Here is an 18,646-nt window from a genome sequence, read left to right as displayed (position 1 = left end):
CGTGGGCGCGACGGTCCGCTTTTCAGATCTGCCTAGCCTGCGCGGTAACGGGGCCTGAGAGATTCAAGGGAGGATCTTGCTCCTTCGGCGCCTCGGCGTGCGGCTGACGTGCGATGACTGCTGCCGCCGCCGGGGACTCTCCCGCGCGGGTTCGAACGGCCGGTATGGAGTTGAGTGCGCACATCATCGCACGGGTGAGCGGGCCGTGGCTGCCCCTGAGCGAGGGCTGTTCGCCTTGAATCACATTACCTTTCCTTTACATACTGGGGGGAGGCGGTGGCCGAGCCGTCGCCCTCGGAGGGGAGATCCATTGGGCAGCCTGTGCAGTGCCGACGTAAGGCCGAGGAGCGCGCGGGCGGGCCCTTCGGCCCGCTCAGTGATCCGCCACGACCTCCGCCGTACCGCGGCGGTACGGACCCTGTGCTATCGGAGAGGGGATGTGGTGGTCGTCTCCGGCCTGCCCGGCGGCGGCAAGTCCACCCTCATCAAAGCCGCGGTCCCGGCGTGCGGCGACGTGGTCCGTATCGACTCCCAGGACACCAGAGAGCGCTGGGAGCGCCGGATGCCGCACTGGCTGCCGTACGACGTCTACCGGCCGCTGGTACGGCTGGCGCACTACGCGGGGCTGCGCGCGGCCCTCCGCTCCGGCGCCGCCGTGGTGGTGCACGACTGCGGTACGCAGAGCTGGGTGCGCCGCTGGCTGGCCCGGGACGCGGTGCGCCGCGGCAGGTCGCTGCATCTGCTGCTGCTCGATGTGGCACCCGAGGACGCGCTGGCCGGGCAGAGCGCCCGCGGCAGGCGGGTGTCCGCCTACGCCTTCCGCCGCCACCTGCGTGCCGTACGCCGGCTGCGGGCCGCCGCCGAGTCGGGTCGGCTGCCGCGCGGCTGCGTCTCCTCGGTGCTGCTGGACCGGGGCGCGGCCCAGACGCTGCGGTCCGTGCGCTTCGAGGCGCTGCCCGACTCCGTGCCGATGGCGGTCTCCACGCATGTGCGGCCGGCGCACGCGCGGACGTTCACGCCGACCGTGCCGTCCGCGCGGGCCGGGCCGACGACGCACGCGGTCCCGCCGCCCGCGAGGGACGACGGGATCGCGGAGGGGGACACCAGTGACCAGGCTGAGAGGACGCCCGGGATCAGTGTCCCCCGACCGGGGTGAGCGGCTTGTGGGCCTGCGGCTGGAGCGCCGGTGACTGGGGCGCCGCGCCCTGGCCCGGCTTTCCGTGCGCCTGCCCCTGCGCGGGGTGCTGACCGGCGGGCTTGCCGGGCTTCGCGGGTGCCGGCTTGCCGGGCTTCGCGGGTGCGGGCTTGCCGGGCGCGGGCTTCGCGGGCTTCGCGGGCTTGGGGTGGGCAGGCTTCTGCTGCTGTGCGGGCTTGTGCGCGTCACCGGGCTCGGCCTGCTGCTGGCCTGCGGGCTTCTGCTCCTTGGGGTGCTGCGGCTCGGGCTTGTGCGACTGCGGCTTGACCGGCTTTACGGGCTTGGGCTTTGCGGGCTTGGGCTGGGCGGGCTTTTGCTGCGTGGCCGGTTTGTGCTGTTCGAGGAGGTCGTCCTCAGGGCCCGCGGGCTTCTCCTGACCCTTCGCCGGCTTCTGCGGCCCGGCGGGCTTCTGCGCCTGACCCGGCTTCTGCGCCTGGCCGGGCTTGTGGGCCTGACCCGGCTTGTGCGCCTGACCGGGCTTCTGTACCTGACCCGGCTTCTGCTCCTTGGCGCCGTCGGCCCCGGACGGCTCGGGCTTGCCGTGCTCCGTCCCGGTGTCGTTGTCGGCGGGTTGATGGACTCCGGGCCGGTGTCCGGGCGTGTGGTCCGCGGGCAGCGAGGAGGCCGCGGCAGAGACCGCACCCGCCGCGCCGATGGCGAGCGAGCCGGCCAGGGAGACGGTGACGGCGGTGGCGCTGATTCTGTTCACGCGCATGTGCTCTCCTCCAGTGAGCGTGCCGGATGGCACGAAATGGGACGCAAACCACTTTTCGGGCGATGAGGAGCTGATGCAACCGGAGCGTCGCCGGACGTGGTGAACCCCGTGCGCCGGTGCTCCCTCGAAGAACCGTGCGCGGAGAGCATGGATAGGCTTGTCCGTATGACAGTTCCCTCGCAGCCCCAGCCGCAGCAGCCGCAGCACTTCGGGCCCGGGCACGGGGGCGGCTGGCCCGGCAACGAGCTGGAGGAAGCCCTGGCCGCCTCGGTCCAGGTGCCGCACGCTGGCGCCCGGCTGCTGGAGGTGCTGGGCCGCAGCAGCGTATGGGTCCCGCTTCCGGAGGGCGGCAGTCGGCAGAGCCGGGAACTGGACCTGCCCACCATGGAGTTGGACGGCGCCGTCTATGTGCCGGTCTTCAGCTCCGAGGAGCAGTTCCTCAGCGTCGTCGGCTCGCACATGTCCTTCACCATCGCTCCGGCCAGGGAGTTCGCCCGCGGTCTTCCCCCGGGAGTGGGTATCGCCGTGAACCCGGAGGGCACGGTGGGCGTGCCGCTGCCCGCAGAGGCCGTCGCGGAGCTGTGTGCCAACACCCCGGCCGAGCAGGCGGCAGCCGGTGTGGCGCGGGGCGCACGGGTACGGCTGTTCGAGCCGGACTGGCAGGACGACCCGCTCTCCTTCCTGGCCGCGGCCTCGGCCGAGCTGGCCGCGCTGCCGGCCGTACGGACGGCCCGGCGGGGGCTCGCCAGCATGGAGGGCGATCCGCCAGCGCTGTTCATCGGGATGGAGCTGGACCTGCTGGACCCCGAGACCCGGCAGGCGGCACACGACGCGCTGGGCAGGGCGCTGAACGTGGCACAGGTGCGCTGGCCGGTGCAGATGGTGCTGCTCGACGCGGCCGACGACCCGGTGGTGGACTGGATGCGGCAGTGCGTACGCCCCTTCTACACCCGCGAGACCCCCTCCTGAGCACGCAGCCGAGCTGAGTACGAGTACCGATGTCCGGGCCGCTCTTAAGCTGGTTGGATAGCGGTGTGGGGTGACGAGTCGGGCAGGAACGGCGGCAGTGTGGGAAGGGCGGCCCAGGTGAGCGCGGGTGGAAGCGTCGAACAGCTCCTGCGACGGGTGTCGCCCGGCGCGTACGACACCTACCAGAACTACGAAGCTCTGCTCCAGGCGCTCGCGGGCAGCCAGGTGTGGATGCTGCTGTGGAACGGCCAGGCCGGTTCCCCCGACGCGCAGTACGGCAACATGGAAGTGGCCGGGTACGGCTACGCGCCCTGTGTGACCTCGGCCCAGGAGTTGGCGTCCTCGGGCTGGAACCGCGCGCACGAGGTGATCGGCGGCCGGGACATCGCCGCTGCGCTCTTCCCCGACCGCTGGGGGATCTGGCTGAATCCGCACGCCCCCGGCGGCGGTGTGGGCATCCCCTGGCTGGATCTGCGGCGGATCGCGGTCGGCCTCGACCAGCTGCCCGCCGGGCCCCTGCGGATCAGCGAGCCGACGCTGGACATCCCGCAGTTCTATGCGCTGCTGACGCAGAACGCACACCACACGCCCGCCGTCCGGTCGCTGCGCCGCGCCTGGGTGCGGCCCGCGCTGGGCGTCCCGTATCTCGCCGTCGGGCTGGACCTCTACGACAGCTCTCCGGCGTCCGTCGAGGCCGCCCGGCGGATGATGGCCCAGTCGGTCACCGCGGTGCCGGACGGGCTGCCGGTCTCCAGCGTCGCCATGGCGGACGACTACGACCCGGTGGCGATGTGGATGCGCAGCCAGTCCCGGCCATTCTTCGACCGGGACGTGCGGGCTCCAGCGGCCTACGACGCGTCCCGTCAGCCGGCGCCCGGCTTCGGTTACGGCTACCCGCGCCCCTTCTGAATCAGGCCAGGACCCCTGGTCGGAACCGGCGGGCAAACCGGTCTGGACCAGGGCGGAAACCGGTCTGGACCAGACCGCATTCCGGACGTTTTTCCGGTGCTCCAGACGGTCCAGATCCGGACAAAATCGCGGGCTTCACACCGCTCAACGTCAACATCCGTCCGCATAACGGAACATGACGCGTCACATCACAGTTGCGCATCCTTTCCCCGGGAGGTCTGGCGACTGATCGGAAGCGCGATGAAGACTCCCGAGCCATAAGCCACCAGGAGGCCACAGTTCGGCCTACCGCCAAAACGGCTTGCGAACGTCTTCAGAATTTTGACCGCTACAGCGGTGTGCGTGGACTGGTCAACTGCCGGTCGAGAAGGGGTCCCCAACACGATGACGGCACCACTGCACGAGGAAACGGCCGCAGACAGCGCGGTCGTGGAGCCGGCCCTGAAGAAGGCCGAGAAGGCGATCGAGGGCCGCTCACTCGGCCGGATCGCCTGGGAGCGGCTCAAGCGTGACAAGGTGGCGCTGATCGGTGGCAGCATCGTGCTGCTGCTCATCCTGGTCGCGATCTTCGCGCCGGTGATCGCGGCGCTGACCGGACAGTCTCCGAACGAGCGGCACGAAGATCTGATCGACCCGCTCTTCAGCACCCCCAAGGGCGCGCTGGGCGGCATCTCCGGCGACCATCTGCTGGGCGTCGAGCCGGTCAGCGGCCGCGACATCCTCACCCGCATCGTCTACGGGGCGCGCGTCTCGATCCTCGTCGGCTTCCTCTCGGCCTTCGTCGCCGTCATCTTCGGCACCATTCTCGGCACGCTGGCCGGTTACTTCGGCGGCTGGCTCGACGCGCTGATCAGCCGCGTGATGGACATGCTGCTGGCCTTCCCGCAGCTGCTGTTCATCATCTCCCTGATCTCCGTCATGCCGAACGACCTGCTCGGGCTGAGCGGCACAGGCGTGCGGCTGCTGGTGATGATCCTGGTCATCGGCTTCTTCGGCTGGCCCTACATCGGCCGCATCGTGCGCGGCCAGGTGCTCTCGCTGCGCGAACGCGAATACATCGAGGCGGCGCGCAGCCTGGGCGCGGGGCGCGGCTACATCATCAGCAAGGAGCTGCTGCCCAACCTCGTCGCGCCGATCACCGTCTACATGACGCTGATGATCCCGACCAACATCCTCACCGAGGCGGCCCTCAGCTTCCTCGGCGTGGGCGTCAAGCCCCCGACCGCCTCGTGGGGCTCGATGCTCTCGGACGCCGTGTCGTTCTACGAGTCCGACCCGATGTACATGATCATTCCCGGCGTCGCCATCTTCATCACGGTGCTCGCCTTCAACCTCTTCGGCGACGGCGTCCGCGACGCACTGGACCCGAAGGGCACCCGTTGATCCCCCATCCCAGACCCCGGCTCAGCGCAGCTCGTGCGGGCCGTGACCTACCACGGAGGTTGCGAGACGTGACAACCCTACGCACATCGAGGCGCCGATTGGCCGCGCTCTCGGCCGTCGCCGCCGCCACGCTGCTGGCCACCACGGCCTGCGGCGGGGGCGACAGCGACAGCGAGGGCGGCGGCGAGTACAACGCGGGCGTCAACAAGGTCGCCAACGCCTCGAACAAAAAGGGCGGCACGCTGAAGTTCGTCGGCGTGCAGGACGCCGACTCCTGGGACACCACCCGGATGTACTACGGCTTCGTCTTCGACTTCGCCCGTTTCTACAGCCGTCAGCTGGTGAGCTACAGCCCCAAGCCGGGCAAGAAGAGCCTTGACCTGAAGCCGGACCTGGCGACCGACAACGCCCAGATATCCGAGGACGGCAAGGTCTACAAGTACACCCTGAAGGACGGCCTGAAGTGGGAGGACGGCAAGCCGATCACCTCCCAGGACGTCAAGTACGGGATCGAGCGCCAGTGGGCGCAGAAGACCCTCTCCGGCGGCCCCACCTACATCAAGGACGTCCTGGACCCGGACGGCAAGTGGAAGGGTCCCTACGAGGACAAGGGCGGCTTCGACGGCATCAAGACGCCCGACAAGAAGACCATCGAGTTCCATCTGCCCAAGCCCAACGGTGACTTCGAGCAGATGCTGGCGATGCCGACCAACTCGCCGGTGCGCGAGGACAAGGACACCAAGTCCAAGTACACCCTGCACCCCTTCTCCTCGGGTCCGTACAAGTTCAAGTCGTACACCCCGAACAAGTCGCTGCTCCTGGTGCGCAACAAGCACTGGGACCGCACCAGCGACCCGCTGCGCAAGGCGCTGCCTGACAAGATCAAGGTCACGCTGCTCACCAACCCCGACGAGCGCGACAAGCGCCTGATCAACGGTGACGCCGACCTCGACCTGAACCAGCGCGGCATGGAGGTCCAGGGCCGGCAGACAGCCCTCAAGCAGCACAAGGGCAATGTCGACAACCCGCAGACCGGCTTCATCTCGTATGTGGCCTTCCCGCAGAGCGTGAAGCCGTTCGACAACATCCACTGCCGCAAGGCCGCCATCTACGGCGCCGACCACAAGTCCGTGCAGACCGCGCGCGGTGGCCCGACCGCCGGTGGCGAGCTGGCCGTCAACATGCTGCCGCCCACCGTGCCGGGCCAGGACCCGAACGACGACCAGTACGGCATCCGCAAGAACGGCGGAAAGGCCGACGTCGCCAAGGCCAAGGAAGAGCTCAAGAAGTGCGGTAAGCCGAACGGCTTCAGCACCACGCTGGCCGTGCGCAACACCGACAAGGCCGATGTGAAGTCCGCCGAGGCGCTCCAGGCCTCGCTGAAGAAGGTCGGCATCAAGGTCGAGATCGACGAGTTCGACGGCGCCCAGGGCTCCTCGATCGTCGGCAACCAGGCCACGGTCAAGCGCAAGGGCTACGGCATGGTCCTCTACGGCTGGGGCCCGGACTTCCCCAGCGGCCAGGGCTACGGCATCGAGCTGTGGCACAGCTCCAAGATCCGTGACAACGGCAACAACAACTACGCGCTGATCGACGACCCGAAGATCGACAAGGGTCTCGAGGACGCGATCGCCGAGCTCGACCCGGAGAAGGCCGCCAAGATGTACGGCGAGGTCAACCACGAGGTGATGAAGGGCGGTTACTACCTCCCGCTGACCTACCTGAAGGTTGTCCAGTGGCGTTCCGACCGGCTCACCAACGTCTACTCGGCCGACTCCTTCAGCGGCTGGTACGACTTCGCGTCCCTCGGCGTCAAGTGACCCTCATGGTCACTGGTTCATCGAAGTTCGCCACCGATATCACCATCTGACGGCGCCACCCGCCGCTGGCACGAAGGGCAGGTGAAGGCCGCTACGGCGGCCCGGCAGTCCGCTCCCCGACCGGGGGCGGGCCCGGGCCGCCGACGGGCGGCCGGAGAGCAGTGCTCACATACCTCATCAGGCGGCTGTTCGCCGTCGCAGTGATGCTGGTCGTCATCATCCTGGCGGTCTTCTGCATCTTCTTCCTGATCCCCAAGTGGACGGGGATCGACCCGGCCACCATGTTCGTCGGCAAGCAGGCCGACAAGGAGAGCGTCGAAGCCGTCCGCGAGAAGCTCCAGCTCGACGATCCGGTCCTGATTCAGCTCTTCGAGTTCTTCAAGGGCCTCCTCGTCGGCCGGGACTACACCTCCGGGGGCGACACCACGCACTGCTCGGCCCCCTGCTTCGGCTACTCCTTCCGTACCGAGCAGGAGATCTGGCCGACGCTGACCGACCGGCTCCCGGTCACCCTCTCCCTCGCGCTCGGCGCGGCCGTGATCTGGCTGCTGATCGGTCTGACCGTCGGCGTGCTCTCCGCGCTCAAGCGGGGCAGCCTGTGGGACCGGCTGGCCATGACCGGCGCCCTGGCCGGCGTCTCGCTGCCCGTGTACTTCACCGGCCTGATCTCGCTGGCGGTCTTCGCCTACCAGCTCGACCTGGTGAGCAACTCCTTCACCCCGTTCGGTGATGACCCGGCCAAGTGGTTCAGCGGCATGATCCTGCCCTGGATCACCCTCGCCTTCCTCTTCGGCGCGATGTACGCCCGGCTCACCCGGGCCACCATGCTCGAGGTGATGGGCGAGGACTACATCCGCACAGCGCGCGCCAAGGGGCTCAAGGAGCCGGTCGTCATCGGCAAGCACGCCATGCGCTCCACCATGACGCCGGTCCTCACGCTCCTCGGCATCGACATCGGCGCCCTGATGGGCGGCGCGATCCTCACCGAGACCACCTTCAGCATCCCCGGACTCGGGCAGGCCGTGCTCAAGGCGATCACCGACCGCGACCTCCCGCTGATCCTGGGCGTCACCCTCATCACCGCAACCGCCGTCGTCATCGCGAATCTCATCGTGGACCTGCTGTACGGCGTGATCGACCCACGAGTGAGGCTGGGATGACCGACCACGAACACAAGTCCCCCAAGGACACCGAGCCGGCCAAGGCATCGGACCTGACCGGCACCGGCACCGCACCCGGCGAGGTGGCACTGGACAAGCAGCCGCCCAAGGCCTTCCTGGAGGTGCGGGACCTGCGGGTGCACTTCCCCACCCAGGACGGCCTGGTCAAGTCCGTGGACGGGCTCTCCTTCACGCTGGAGAAGGGCAAGACCCTCGGCATCGTCGGCGAGTCGGGCTCCGGCAAGTCCGTCACCTCGCTCGGCATCATGGGCCTGCACACCGTGGGCCAGTACGGCAGGCAGCGCCCCCGGCTCTCCGGCGAGATCTGGCTGAACGGCCAGGAGCTGCTGAGCGCCGACCCGGAGGCGGTGCGCAAGCTGCGCGGCCGGGAGATCTCGATGATCTTCCAGGACCCGCTCTCGGCGCTGCACCCCTTCTTCACCGTCGGCCACCAGATCGTGGAGGCGTACCGCGTCCACCACGACGTCGACAAGAAGACGGCACGCAAGCGCGCAGTCGAGCTGCTCGACCGGGTCGGCATCCCGGAGCCGGCCAAGCGCGTGGACAGCTACCCGCACGAGTTCTCCGGCGGGATGCGCCAGCGCGCGATGATCGCGATGTCGCTGGTCAACAACCCCGAGCTGCTGATCGCGGACGAGCCGACCACGGCGCTGGACGTCACCGTGCAGGCGCAGATCCTCGACCTGATCCGGGACCTGCAGAAAGAGTTCGGCTCGGCCGTCATCATCATCACCCACGACCTGGGTGTCGTCGCCGAGCTCTCCGACGACATCCTGGTGATGTACGGCGGCCGCTGCGTCGAGTACGGCACCGCCGAGCAGGTCTTCTACGAGCCGCAGCACCCCTACACCTGGGGGCTGCTGGGCTCGATGCCGCGTATCGACCGGGACCGGTCCGAGCGGCTCATCCCCGTCAAGGGCTCGCCGCCCAGCCTCATCAACGTCCCGTCCGGCTGCGCCTTCAACCCGCGCTGCCCGTACGCGGACGTCCCCGAGGGCGACATCACCCGCACCACGCGGCCCGAGCTGCGCGAGGTGAAGCCCGGGCACCTGGCCGCCTGCCACATGGCGCAGGAGGACAGGGAGCGGATCTGGAACGAAGAGATTGCCCCGAAGCTGTGAGCGCTGTGAGTGAGGACGACGAGCCGATGACGAAACCCGCGAAGTCCCCGGGCTCCGAGCAGACGGCCGGCTCCACGACCGCGCCGGGCGGCCTGGGCACGAAGGACGAGCCGCGCGAGGGGGAGCCGCTGCTGAGGGTCAGCGGGCTCAAGAAGCACTTCCCCATCACCAAGGGGCTCTTCAAGCGGCAGGTCGGCGCGGTCCTGGCCGTCGACGGCCTCGACTTCGAGGTCCGCGCCGGTGAAACGCTCGGCGTCGTGGGCGAGTCCGGCTGCGGCAAGTCGACGATGGGCCGGCTGATCACCCGGCTCCTCGAACCGACCGACGGCACCATCGAGTTCGAGGGCAAGGACATCACCCATCTGGGCGTCAGCGGGATGCGGCCGCTGCGCCGCGACGTCCAGATGATCTTCCAGGACCCGTACTCCTCGCTGAACCCGCGGCACACGGTCGGCGCCATCGTCAGCGCGCCGTTCAAGCTGCAGGGCGTGCAGCCCGAGGGCGGCGTCAAGAAGGAGGTCCAGCGGCTGCTGGAGGTGGTCGGGCTCAGCCCCGAGCACTACAACCGCTACCCGCACGAGTTCTCCGGCGGCCAGCGGCAGCGCATCGGCATCGCCCGGGCGCTGGCGCTGAGCCCGAAGCTGGTGGTGGCCGACGAGCCGGTCTCCGCGCTGGACGTCTCCATCCAGGCGCAGGTCGTCAACCTCCTGGACGACCTGCAGGAGGAGCTCGGCCTGACCTACGTGATCATCGCGCACGACCTGTCGGTCATCCGGCACGTCTCGGACCGGATCGCGGTGATGTACCTGGGCAAGCTCGTGGAGCTGACCGACCGGAAGTCGCTGTACGACACCCCCATGCACCCCTACACGCGGGCGCTGCTGTCCGCGGTGCCGGTGCCGGATCCGCGCCGCAAGGCGGCGGACAGCCGGGAGCGGATTCTGCTGCAGGGCGATGTGCCGTCGCCGATGAATCCGCCGTCCGGGTGCCGGTTCCACACCCGCTGCTGGAAGGCGACGGAGGTGTGCCGTACGAAGGAGCCGCCGCTGGTCGCGCTGGCTCCGGGCCACAATGTGGCCTGCCACCACCCGGAGAACGCGCCGGATCAGGAGCCGGGTGACACGAAGCTGCTGCGCGAGGCCGGGGCCGGTAAGAGCTGAGCTCCCCGGGGGCCGGGCCAGGTTTCCGGCCCCCTTCCGGGCGCCTCCCGGAGAGGGCGACAAGCCGTACGGATACAAAGGTGCGGTGGAAACCCTCTTCAGTCCTCCGCTGCAGCACTCGCTGGACATCGCCGGGATCTTCGTCTTCGCCATCTCCGGCGCCCTCCTGGCCGTCCGCCGCAACTTCGACGTCTTCGGTATCGCCGTGCTCGCCGAGGTCACCGGCCTCGGCGGGGGGCTCTTCCGTGATGTCGTCATCGGTGCCGTGCCCCCGGCCGCCTTCACCGACCTGGGCTACTTCCTGACGCCCCTCGTCTCCACCGTCCTGGTCTTCTTCCTCCACCCGGAGGTCGAGCGGATCAACAAGGCGGTGAGCGTCTTCGACGCGGCCGGACTGGGCCTGTTCTGTGTGACGGGCACGCTCAAGGCGCACGAGTACGGGCTGAGCCTGACCTCGTCGGTCGTGATGGGGCTGGCCACGGCCGCCGGGGGAGGCGTCCTGCGCGACGTGCTGGCCAACGAGGTCCCCTCCCTGCTGCGCTGGGACCGCGAGGTCTACGCGGTACCCGCGGTGGTCGGCGCCAGCGCCGTCGCGCTGCTGATCCATCTGGACGCGGTACGCCCCAGCACCACGGTGGGCGCTGCCCTGCTGGCCTTCGTCCTGCGGCTGCTGGCCCTGCGCTACAACTGGCGGGCGCCGCGCGCGTGGAAGCGCAGCAGCGCGACCGTGGACGCGGAGGCGGCCGGCTCCACACCCGACGCGCCTACCCACGGGTAACAAGCCCGGTGTACGGTGCCTCCCATGTCCGACGCACCTTCCCAGATCACCCGGCAGGCCCCCGCCGACGGCAGCGAGTTCGACCGCGACACCGCGGTGCGCACCAGCGAGCCCGGCGTCCACGAGGCGCTGCTGTCCCCCGGCTGGGCGATAGGCAAGGCCCTCAATGGCGGCTACCTGCTGGCCGTGGTGGGCCGCGCGCTGCGCCAGGCGCTCCCGCACCCGGACCCGTTCACCCTCACGGCCCACTACCTGACCGCCACCGTCGCCGGCCCCGCCACCGTCCGCACCTCGGTGGCCCGCAGCGGCCGTACCGTCTCCACCGCCTCCGCGGGGCTCTTCCAGACCGACGAGCGGGGCCGGGAGGTCGAACGCATCCGGGCCCTGGCCACCTACGGCGATCTGGCGGCGCTCTCCGACGACGTCCGCACCAGCGCCAAGCCGCCCGCCATGCCACCGCGCGAGCAGTGCTTCCGCGCCACCGACCACCCCGGCGGGGACGCCGCCGTGCCCGAGATGGGGCGCCGCCTCGACCTGCGGCTCGACCCGGAGACCTGCGGCTGGGCGCTCGGAGCGCCCAGCATGCGCGGCGAGATCCGGGCCTGGCTCGAACTCGCGGACGGCCGCGAACCGGACCCGCTCTCCCTCCTGATGGCCGTGGACGCGCTGCCGCCCACCGGCTTCGACCTGGGGCTGACCGGATGGGTGCCCACCGTCGAACTCACCGTCCACGTCCGGGCCCGCCCCGCGCCGGGCCCGCTGCGGGTCGCCATCACCACCCGCAACCTGGCGGGCGGCTTCCTGGAGGAGGACGCCGAGGTGTGGGACACCGCCGACCGGCTGGTCGCGCAGTCCAGGCAACTGGCACGGGCATAGCACCAGTCTGGCGTGGCCCAGGTCCGCTTTCGTCGGATGTGCTTACTTTGGGAGAGAAAGAGACTGTCCGAGAGAAAGCGACGCACGTGACTTACACAGTGAAGAGCACGCTTCCCGAGTCGGATCTCAAGACCGTCGCCGAGGCGCTGCAAGGCACGCTGGTGGACCTGATCGACCTCTCCCTCGTCGCCAAGCAGATCCACTGGAACGTCGTCGGGCCGCGCTTCCGGTCCATCCACCTCCAGCTCGACGAGGTTGTCGACACCGCCCGCCAGTACTCCGACACCGTCGCCGAGCGCGCCTCGGCGCTCGGCGTCAGCCCCGACGGCCGCTCCACCAGCGTCGCCGGCGGCAGCGCCATCGCCACCGTCAAGGACGGCTGGCTCCCCGACAACGACGCCGTCCGCCTCATGGTCGAGGCCCTCGGCGCCGTCATCACCAAGGGCAGGGAAAGGATGAAGGCCGTCGGTTCCGTCGATCCGGTCACCGAGGACGTCTTCATCCAGCTCATCGGCGTCCTGGAGAAGGAGCACTGGATGTTCCAGGCGGAGAACCGCGGCTGAGGGGGCGGGCGGTCAGCCGGGCGGGTGCGCTGCCACGCGCCGGTCGTGCGCCCCATGGGGAACCGTAGGATTGGGGAACCATGGCTGACTCCGCCCACCCCGCCTACCTCGACCACGCCGCCACCACGCCCATGTGGCCCGAAGCGGTGCGGACGATGACCGAACAGCTCGCGGTCGTCGGCAACGCCTCCTCGCTGCACGGCGCAGGACGGCGTGCGCGGCGCACGGTCGAGGAGTCCCGGGAGTCGCTCGCTGCCTCGCTGGGCGCCCGGCCCAGCGAGGTGGTCTTCACCGCGGGCGGCACCGAGGCGGACAACCTCGCCGTCAAGGGGCTCTACTGGGCGCGCCGGGACCAGGACCCGCGGCGTACCCGGGTGCTGGCGGGCCCGGCGGAGCACCACGCCGTGCTGGACGCCGTCGAGTGGCTGGCCGAGCACGAGGGTGCCCGCGTGGAGTGGCTGCCGGTCGACGGGTACGGCAGGGTGCACCCGGACGCACTGCGCGAGGCCATCGAACGCGACCCGGCCGACGTCGCGCTGGCCACCGTGATGTGGGCCAACAACGAGATCGGCACCGTCGCCCCGGTGCCGGAACTGGCGCGGGTGGCCGCCGAGTTCGACATCCCCCTGCACTCGGACGCCGTCCAGGCCTTCGGCCAGCTCGACCTCTCCTTCGAGGAGTCGGGGCTGGCCGCGATGGCCGTCACCGGACACAAGACCGGCGGCCCCTACGGCGTCGGCGCGCTGCTGCTGCGGCGCGAGTTCACCCCCGTGCCCCTGCTGCACGGCGGCGGCCAGGAGCGGCACGTCCGCTCCGGCACCCTGGACACCCCCGCCGTCGCCGCGTTCGCGACGGCCGCGCGGGTGTCCGTCGAGCGCCGGCCCGACTTCGTCCGCGAGGTGGGCGCACTGCGGGACGCGCTGGTGGCCGCCGTGCGCGATGCGGTGCCCGACGCGGTGCTCAACGGCGACCCCGACCCGGCCGGGCGGCTCCCGGCCAACGCGCACTTCTCCTTCCCCGGCTGCGAAGGGGACTCGCTGCTGCTGCTCCTGGACGCGCAAGGGATCGAGTGCTCGACCGGGTCGGCCTGCACGGCGGGCGTGGCCCAGCCCAGCCACGTCCTGCTGGCCACCGGCACCGATCCCGACCTGGCTCGGGGCACGCTCCGCTTCTCGCTGGGCCACACCTCGACGAAGGCGGACGTGGACGCGCTGGCCAAGGCCATCGGCCCGGTCGTCGAACGCGCCCGCGCCGCGGGCCTGAGCTGAAGGGGCGCCCCGTATGGGGGGCTGCGCTTGCCCACCCTGCGCCCCTGGCGCAGACTGCCCAAGCGCGCGGTCTATTTGTCCCGCAGCGTGCTCTCCACCTTCATTTCCCTCCGGACCAGCCGCAGATATTTGTCCCAGTCCCAGTGCCGACCAGGGTCCGTATGGTCGGCACCCGGCACCTCGTTGTGACCGATGATGTGCTTGCGGTCGGCAGGAAACCCGTACCGCGCGCAGATCCCGGCCGTCAGCCTCGCGGAGGACCGGTACATGGCGTCCGTGAAGTCCTGCGGGCGGTCTATCCAGCCCTCGTGCTCGATGCCGATGCTGCGCTCGTTGTACTCCTTGTTGGCCGCGTGGAAGGCCACGTCCAGCTCGCGGATCATCTGGATGATCTGCCCGTCCTGGCAGACGATGTAGTGCGCCGCCGCCTGGTGTGCCGGGTCCCGGAAGACCTTCACGGCGGCCGCCGCGCTGCCCTGCGCCACGTGCACGACCACCCGGTCGATGCCGTAGTCGGCGGGCCGGTCCCCGCGGCGCATGTTGGCGTCGGCGGCGGCCACCCACCGGGCGCGGGCGTCGTCGACCTCGCCCTCCATCCGGGGCTTGTCGTTCCCCGGCATCCGCCACCACCAGCGCTTGACCTCCTGCTGGGTGGCCACGCCGAGCACACCGAGGCCGACCGCGGTGGTGCCCGCGATCAGCAGCCTGCGCCGGGCGACACCGCGCCCGGTCTGCCGGCCGCCGTCCGGACCGTCGTGCTCCGGTCCACCGGACTCGCCGCCGGTCCGTCCTTCATCCTCCGCCTGTCCCATGCGCTCCCTAACGCGTTCGGGTCACCGGGTGGTTCCGTCTACCCTGGAGGGCGCTATGACTACTGCATCCTCGCGGGGGACCGCCTCCGCGCGCCCGCTGCGCGTCCTGGCCGCCATGTCCGGCGGCGTCGACTCCGCCGTCGCGGCGGCCCGAGCCGCCGAGGCCGGACACGACGTGACGGGCGTGCATCTGGCTCTGTCCGCCAACCCTAAGTCGTTCCGTACGGGAGCGCGCGGCTGCTGCACCATCGAGGACTCGAACGACGCCCGCCGGGCCGCCGACGTCATCGGCATCCCCTTCTACGTGTGGGACCTGGCGGAGCGCTTCCGTGAGGACGTCGTGGAGGACTTCGTCGCGGAGTACGAGGCAGGTCGGACGCCCAATCCCTGCCTGCGCTGCAACGAGAAGATCAAGTTCGCCGCGCTGCTGGACAAGGCCCTCGCGCTGGGTTTCGACGCCGTGTGCACCGGCCACTACGCCACTGTGGTGACGCGTGAGGACGGCCGCAGGGAGTTGCACCGTGCGAGTGACGCGGCCAAGGACCAGAGCTATGTGCTCGGGGTGCTCGACGAGCGGCAGCTCGCCCACGCGATGTTCCCGCTGGGCGACACCCTCACCACCAAGGAGGAGATCCGCGCCGAGGCCGAGCGGCGCGGCCTGTCCGTCGCGAAGAAGCCGGACAGCCACGACATCTGCTTCATCGCCGACGGCGACACCCAGGGCTTCCTCGCCTCCCGGCTGGGCCGGGCCGAGGGCGACGTCGTCGACGAGTCCGGCACCAAGGTGGGCACCCACGACGGCGCATACGGCTTCACCATCGGCCAGCGCAAGGGCCTGCGGCTGGGCCACCCGGCGCCGGACGGCAAGCCGCGCTATGTGCTGGACATCTCCCCGGTCGACAACACGGTCACCGTCGGGCCCGCGGCCTCCCTCGATGTCGCCGCGCTGACGGCGGTACGGCCCCGCTGGTGCGGTGCGCCCCCGGCCGACGGCCCCCGTCCCTACACGGCGCAGCTGCGGGCGCACGGCGCCGAGACGCCGGTGGAGGCGGAGCTGGTCGGCGGCGAGCTGAGGGTGCGGTTCGCCGAGCCGGAGCGCGGCGTCGCCCCGGGCCAGGCGATCGTGCTGTACGACGGCACCCGGGTGGTCGGCTCGGCCACCATCGACCGCACGGAGCGTGCCGTTCCGGCTGTGTGACCGGCGGGCCCTCTCGCCCCTTCGGGGACGGGGCCGGGGGCCGCGGCTCAGGCGCCCAGCAGTTCCAGCGCCTGCTGGCCGTCGTCCGCGAAGGTGACCAGGTCGGCCAGCGGAATGGGCAGGAAGCCCTCGGCCTCCATCCGGGCCATCTGCTGCCGCAGCCCGTCGTAGAAGCCGGCGGTGTTCAGCACGACGACGGGCTTGGCGTGCATACCGTGCTTGCGCAGCTCCAGGATCTCGGTCGCCTCGTCCAGCGTCCCGGTGCCGCCGACCAGGACCACGACGGCGTCCGCGCGGTCGAGCATCAGCGCCTTGCGCTCGGCGAGGTCGGCGGTGACGATCATCTCGTCGGCGTCCGGCCGGGCGACATCGCGCAGGAACTCCACCGAGATGCCGATGAGGCGGCCGCCCGCCTCCTGCACGCCGTCGGCCACCACCTTCATCAGCCCGGAGTCCGAGCCGCCCCACACGAGGCTGTGCCCCCGCTTGCCGAGGAGTCCGGCGAACTCGCGGGCCGCGTCGGTGTAGACGCTCTCGAGCTCGGCGGCCGAGCAGAAGACGCAGATGTTCATGGGTGCAGCAGAGGCCATGACGGCCAGCTTACGGCCGGATTCCGACGCCGAGTAGTCGGGTGGCGGGGGTCGTCGTACGCCGGTTCGAGTGTGGCGTGGCACACTACGGCAGTCCGGCCCCGGGGGCAGGGAGGGCCGTCAACCGACAGGTGGGGGAGTGAAGTTGCGAGCACGGCGGCGTTGGATCTGGCTGGGCGCGGTCTGGGCGGTGCTGGTGGTGACCGGCGGCATCCTGACCCTCAGCTGGCAGGAGGAGCCGAAGCCCTCGTTCGGCTGGCGCGAGATGGACGACGAGTCGGGGTCGGCCGGGCGGGATGCCGGCTACTCCGGCAACCCCATGCACGGCAGCCTGCCGTCCGGCCCGCCGAGCCCGTCGAGCCCGCCGGAGCTGTACGGCGAGCTCGTCCCGTCCCTGAAGGCGGTGCCGGACAAGGGCTTTCTGCACGGACCGACCCGCTCTCCCCTGCCGTTGGACGGGGAGAGCGGGCCGGCACCGGCACCCAGCCCGTGGCGGGTCAGCCCTTCAGCAAGGTGAAGCGGAAGATGCCCCAGGTGAGACGGTTCTTCTGGCCGCCGTCGACCCAGTGCGCGAGCCCCCTCTTCATCTGGCTCAGATAGTCGCTGCTGACCTTGGAGGCGAGCCCTTCGGCCTCCTGCCGCTCGGTCTCCTCCAGCACCCGTCCGTAGTGCCTGACGAGCTGCTCGCGCAGGTCCTCGAAGCCCTCGCGGGAGTCCTCGTGCTCGGTCGGGGTGAAGCCGAGGCGGGTGAGCTCCCGCTTGTAGAAGCCGGGTGAGCCCATGTCGTCCAGGTGGATGCGGTCGAGGATGGGCTGGATGGCGCCGAGATCGGTGCCGTCGGCGGCCATCGGGTCGGTGAAGACCAGCCGCCCGCCGGGTTTGAGAACCCGCCGGATCTCCTCCAGCACCCGGATACGGTCCCCGCTGTGCAGGAATGCGTCCTGCGACCAGACCACGTCCACGCTGGAGTCGGGGAACGGCACGCTCTCGAACGAGCCGTCCACGACTTCGATCCGGTCGGTGAGGCCGCGGGCCGCGTTGAGTTCCTTGTGGCGCTGGTTCTCCACCTCGCTGAGGTTGAGGGCCTGCACCGAGCAGCCGAAGGTGTCGGCCAGATAGCGGGCCGAGCCGCCGAAGCCCGAGCCGAGGTCGAGAACCCGGGACTCCTTGGTGAGACCGAGCCCGGAAGCCATGCGCTCGACGGTGCGGCGGCTGGCGTCCGCGATGGGCTCCTTTGCATCGGCGTAAATGCCGACGTGTATGTCCTCGCCGCCCCACACGGAAGAATAGAAGGTGTCGGCGTCGGGGGAGTTGTAGTAACTCCGCGCCGTACTCACGGCACCGCCGTAAGCCCCTTCTCCTTGATCTTCCATCCGGTATTCCTTCTCCGCGACATGCACGAAGAAGTCGGGCTGCTCGTCCCGGTAGGTGTGCTGGAAGTCGCCGTACGTCTCGATGCGCTGGAACCCGACCTCGGACATGAGGCGCCGCGTGTAGTCCTTGCGGAGCGGGAACATGTTGAGGTGGTACACCGAACTGTCCGGGAAGCGGTACCGCATGCGGCACAGCCCCTCGTCCATGTATTCCGGCTCCACCGCGACGTCTTCGCCGCAGTAGTAGTAGGTGTGCTTGCTGGAGTAGCCGCGGTCCAGAATCGCGTCGTAGTTGCGCTGATCCAGGATGAGGATTCCGTCGTGCTTCAGCATCGCGTAGAACTCGGCCAGCGCCTTCCGCCGGTCGCGTTCCGAGAAGAGATGCGTGAACGAGTTGCCGAGGCACACGATGGCGTCGTACTCACCGTGAACGTCCCGGTTGAGCCATCGCCAGTCGGCCTGTACGACCCGCAGGATGTGGTCGCCGTGCTTCATTCCGTTTTCGAACGCCATCGCGAGCATATCGGCGCTGCCGTCCGCGCTCACGGTTTCGAACCCGGCTTCCAACAGCCGTACCGAATGGAACCCGGTCCCTGTCGCGACGTCGAGGACGCTCCTTACGCCCCGCTTTCGCAGCAGGTCGATGAAGAAATTTCCCTCGCTCTCCGCTCGCTTCTCCCAATCTATGAGAGAATCCCACTTCTCCACGAAGCTGGGGACGTATTCCTCTGTGTA

Annotated in this window: 17 protein-coding genes, 1 pseudogene and 1 riboswitch; of the genes and pseudogenes, 14 read left to right on the top strand and 4 right to left on the bottom strand. The window is 69.9% G+C overall.

Annotation, left to right across the window (positions count from 1 at the left end; genetic code table 11):
* Positions 1 to 32: 32 nt before the first annotated feature.
* Positions 33 to 154, bottom strand: a riboswitch (glycine riboswitch).
* A gap of 261 nt (positions 155 to 415) precedes the next feature.
* Positions 416 to 946 (top strand): annotated as a pseudogene (locus tag HC362_RS09305) (AAA family ATPase); the annotation flags it as partial.
* Positions 947 to 1,133: 187 nt separating this feature from the next.
* Here the strand turns inward: HC362_RS09305 and HC362_RS09300 are convergent.
* Entirely contained in the window at positions 1,134 to 1,910 is a 777-nt protein-coding gene (locus HC362_RS09300; protein ID WP_243083416.1) for a hypothetical protein, read from the bottom strand.
* Positions 1,911 to 2,075: 165 nt separating this feature from the next.
* Here HC362_RS09300 and HC362_RS09295 point away from each other — a divergent pair, with 165 nt between their 5' ends.
* From HC362_RS09295 to HC362_RS09245, 11 genes are all read left to right on the top strand, one after another.
* Positions 2,076 to 2,879: an enhanced serine sensitivity protein SseB C-terminal domain-containing protein gene (locus HC362_RS09295; RefSeq protein ID WP_243083415.1), complete on the top strand. Its 804-nt coding sequence runs from the start codon at positions 2,076 to 2,078 to the stop codon at positions 2,877 to 2,879.
* A 117-nt stretch (positions 2,880 to 2,996) separates the two neighbouring features.
* Entirely contained in the window at positions 2,997 to 3,788 is a 792-nt protein-coding gene (locus HC362_RS09290; protein WP_243083414.1) for an enhanced serine sensitivity protein SseB C-terminal domain-containing protein, read from the top strand.
* Between the two features lie 384 nt (positions 3,789 to 4,172).
* On the top strand, positions 4,173 to 5,171 hold the full coding sequence (locus HC362_RS09285) for an ABC transporter permease (RefSeq protein WP_243083413.1): 999 nt from the start codon (positions 4,173 to 4,175) through the stop codon (positions 5,169 to 5,171).
* A 68-nt stretch (positions 5,172 to 5,239) separates the two neighbouring features.
* Positions 5,240 to 6,991, top strand: a complete 1,752-nt coding sequence (locus HC362_RS09280; RefSeq protein WP_243083412.1) for an ABC transporter substrate-binding protein — start codon at positions 5,240 to 5,242, stop codon at positions 6,989 to 6,991.
* Positions 6,992 to 7,152: 161 nt separating this feature from the next.
* Positions 7,153 to 8,151, top strand: coding sequence for an ABC transporter permease (locus HC362_RS09275; RefSeq protein WP_243083411.1), 999 nt, complete (start codon positions 7,153 to 7,155; stop codon positions 8,149 to 8,151).
* Complete coding sequence (locus HC362_RS09270) at positions 8,148 to 9,293, top strand: ABC transporter ATP-binding protein (RefSeq protein WP_243083410.1); 1,146 nt, start codon at positions 8,148 to 8,150, stop codon at positions 9,291 to 9,293. The genes HC362_RS09275 and HC362_RS09270 overlap by 4 nt, the downstream gene beginning before the upstream one ends.
* Positions 9,294 to 9,319: 26 nt before the next feature.
* Positions 9,320 to 10,453: a dipeptide ABC transporter ATP-binding protein gene (locus tag HC362_RS09265; protein ID WP_279240178.1), complete on the top strand. Its 1,134-nt coding sequence runs from the start codon at positions 9,320 to 9,322 to the stop codon at positions 10,451 to 10,453.
* A gap of 85 nt (positions 10,454 to 10,538) precedes the next feature.
* Positions 10,539 to 11,231, top strand: a complete 693-nt coding sequence (locus HC362_RS09260; RefSeq protein WP_243083408.1) for a trimeric intracellular cation channel family protein — start codon at positions 10,539 to 10,541, stop codon at positions 11,229 to 11,231.
* A 24-nt stretch (positions 11,232 to 11,255) separates the two neighbouring features.
* Positions 11,256 to 12,107 (top strand): thioesterase family protein, encoded by an 852-nt coding sequence (locus HC362_RS09255; protein ID WP_243083407.1) that lies wholly within the window; start codon positions 11,256 to 11,258, stop codon positions 12,105 to 12,107.
* A gap of 86 nt (positions 12,108 to 12,193) precedes the next feature.
* Positions 12,194 to 12,670 (top strand): DNA starvation/stationary phase protection protein, encoded by a 477-nt coding sequence (locus tag HC362_RS09250; protein WP_243083406.1) that lies wholly within the window; start codon positions 12,194 to 12,196, stop codon positions 12,668 to 12,670.
* A gap of 80 nt (positions 12,671 to 12,750) precedes the next feature.
* Positions 12,751 to 13,938: a cysteine desulfurase family protein gene (locus HC362_RS09245; protein ID WP_243083405.1), complete on the top strand. Its 1,188-nt coding sequence runs from the start codon at positions 12,751 to 12,753 to the stop codon at positions 13,936 to 13,938.
* Positions 13,939 to 14,009: 71 nt separating this feature from the next.
* Here HC362_RS09245 and HC362_RS09240 read toward each other — a convergent pair whose 3' ends face one another.
* Positions 14,010 to 14,750: a peptidoglycan recognition family protein gene (locus tag HC362_RS09240; RefSeq protein ID WP_243083404.1), complete on the bottom strand. Its 741-nt coding sequence runs from the start codon at positions 14,748 to 14,750 to the stop codon at positions 14,010 to 14,012.
* A gap of 115 nt (positions 14,751 to 14,865) precedes the next feature.
* Between HC362_RS09240 and mnmA the strand changes: the two genes are divergently transcribed.
* Positions 14,866 to 15,948, top strand: a complete 1,083-nt coding sequence (mnmA, locus tag HC362_RS09235) for a tRNA 2-thiouridine(34) synthase MnmA (RefSeq protein ID WP_243088454.1) — start codon at positions 14,866 to 14,868, stop codon at positions 15,946 to 15,948.
* A 47-nt stretch (positions 15,949 to 15,995) separates the two neighbouring features.
* On the opposite strand, the gene HC362_RS09230 is transcribed toward mnmA, so the two are convergent.
* Positions 15,996 to 16,520 (bottom strand): TIGR00730 family Rossman fold protein, encoded by a 525-nt coding sequence (locus HC362_RS09230; protein ID WP_243088453.1) that lies wholly within the window; start codon positions 16,518 to 16,520, stop codon positions 15,996 to 15,998.
* 157 nt (positions 16,521 to 16,677) lie between these two features.
* Between HC362_RS09230 and HC362_RS09225 the strand changes: the two genes are divergently transcribed.
* Positions 16,678 to 17,055, top strand: a complete 378-nt coding sequence (locus tag HC362_RS09225; protein ID WP_243083403.1) for a hypothetical protein — start codon at positions 16,678 to 16,680, stop codon at positions 17,053 to 17,055.
* Here the strand turns inward: HC362_RS09225 and HC362_RS09220 are convergent.
* Positions 17,036 to 18,547, bottom strand: a complete 1,512-nt coding sequence (locus HC362_RS09220; RefSeq protein WP_243088452.1) for a class I SAM-dependent methyltransferase — start codon at positions 18,545 to 18,547, stop codon at positions 17,036 to 17,038. The two genes, HC362_RS09225 and HC362_RS09220, sit on opposite strands and share 20 nt — an antisense overlap.
* Positions 18,548 to 18,646: the final 99 nt, after the last annotated feature.

It is taken from the genome of Streptomyces sp. 891-h (genome assembly GCF_022760275.1).
In the GTDB taxonomy this organism is placed as follows: Bacteria; Actinomycetota; Actinomycetes; order Streptomycetales; family Streptomycetaceae; genus Streptomyces; species Streptomyces spirodelae.
The sequence above is the reverse complement of the archived record's forward strand: the minus strand, read 5'-3'. Positions and strand labels throughout refer to the sequence as shown.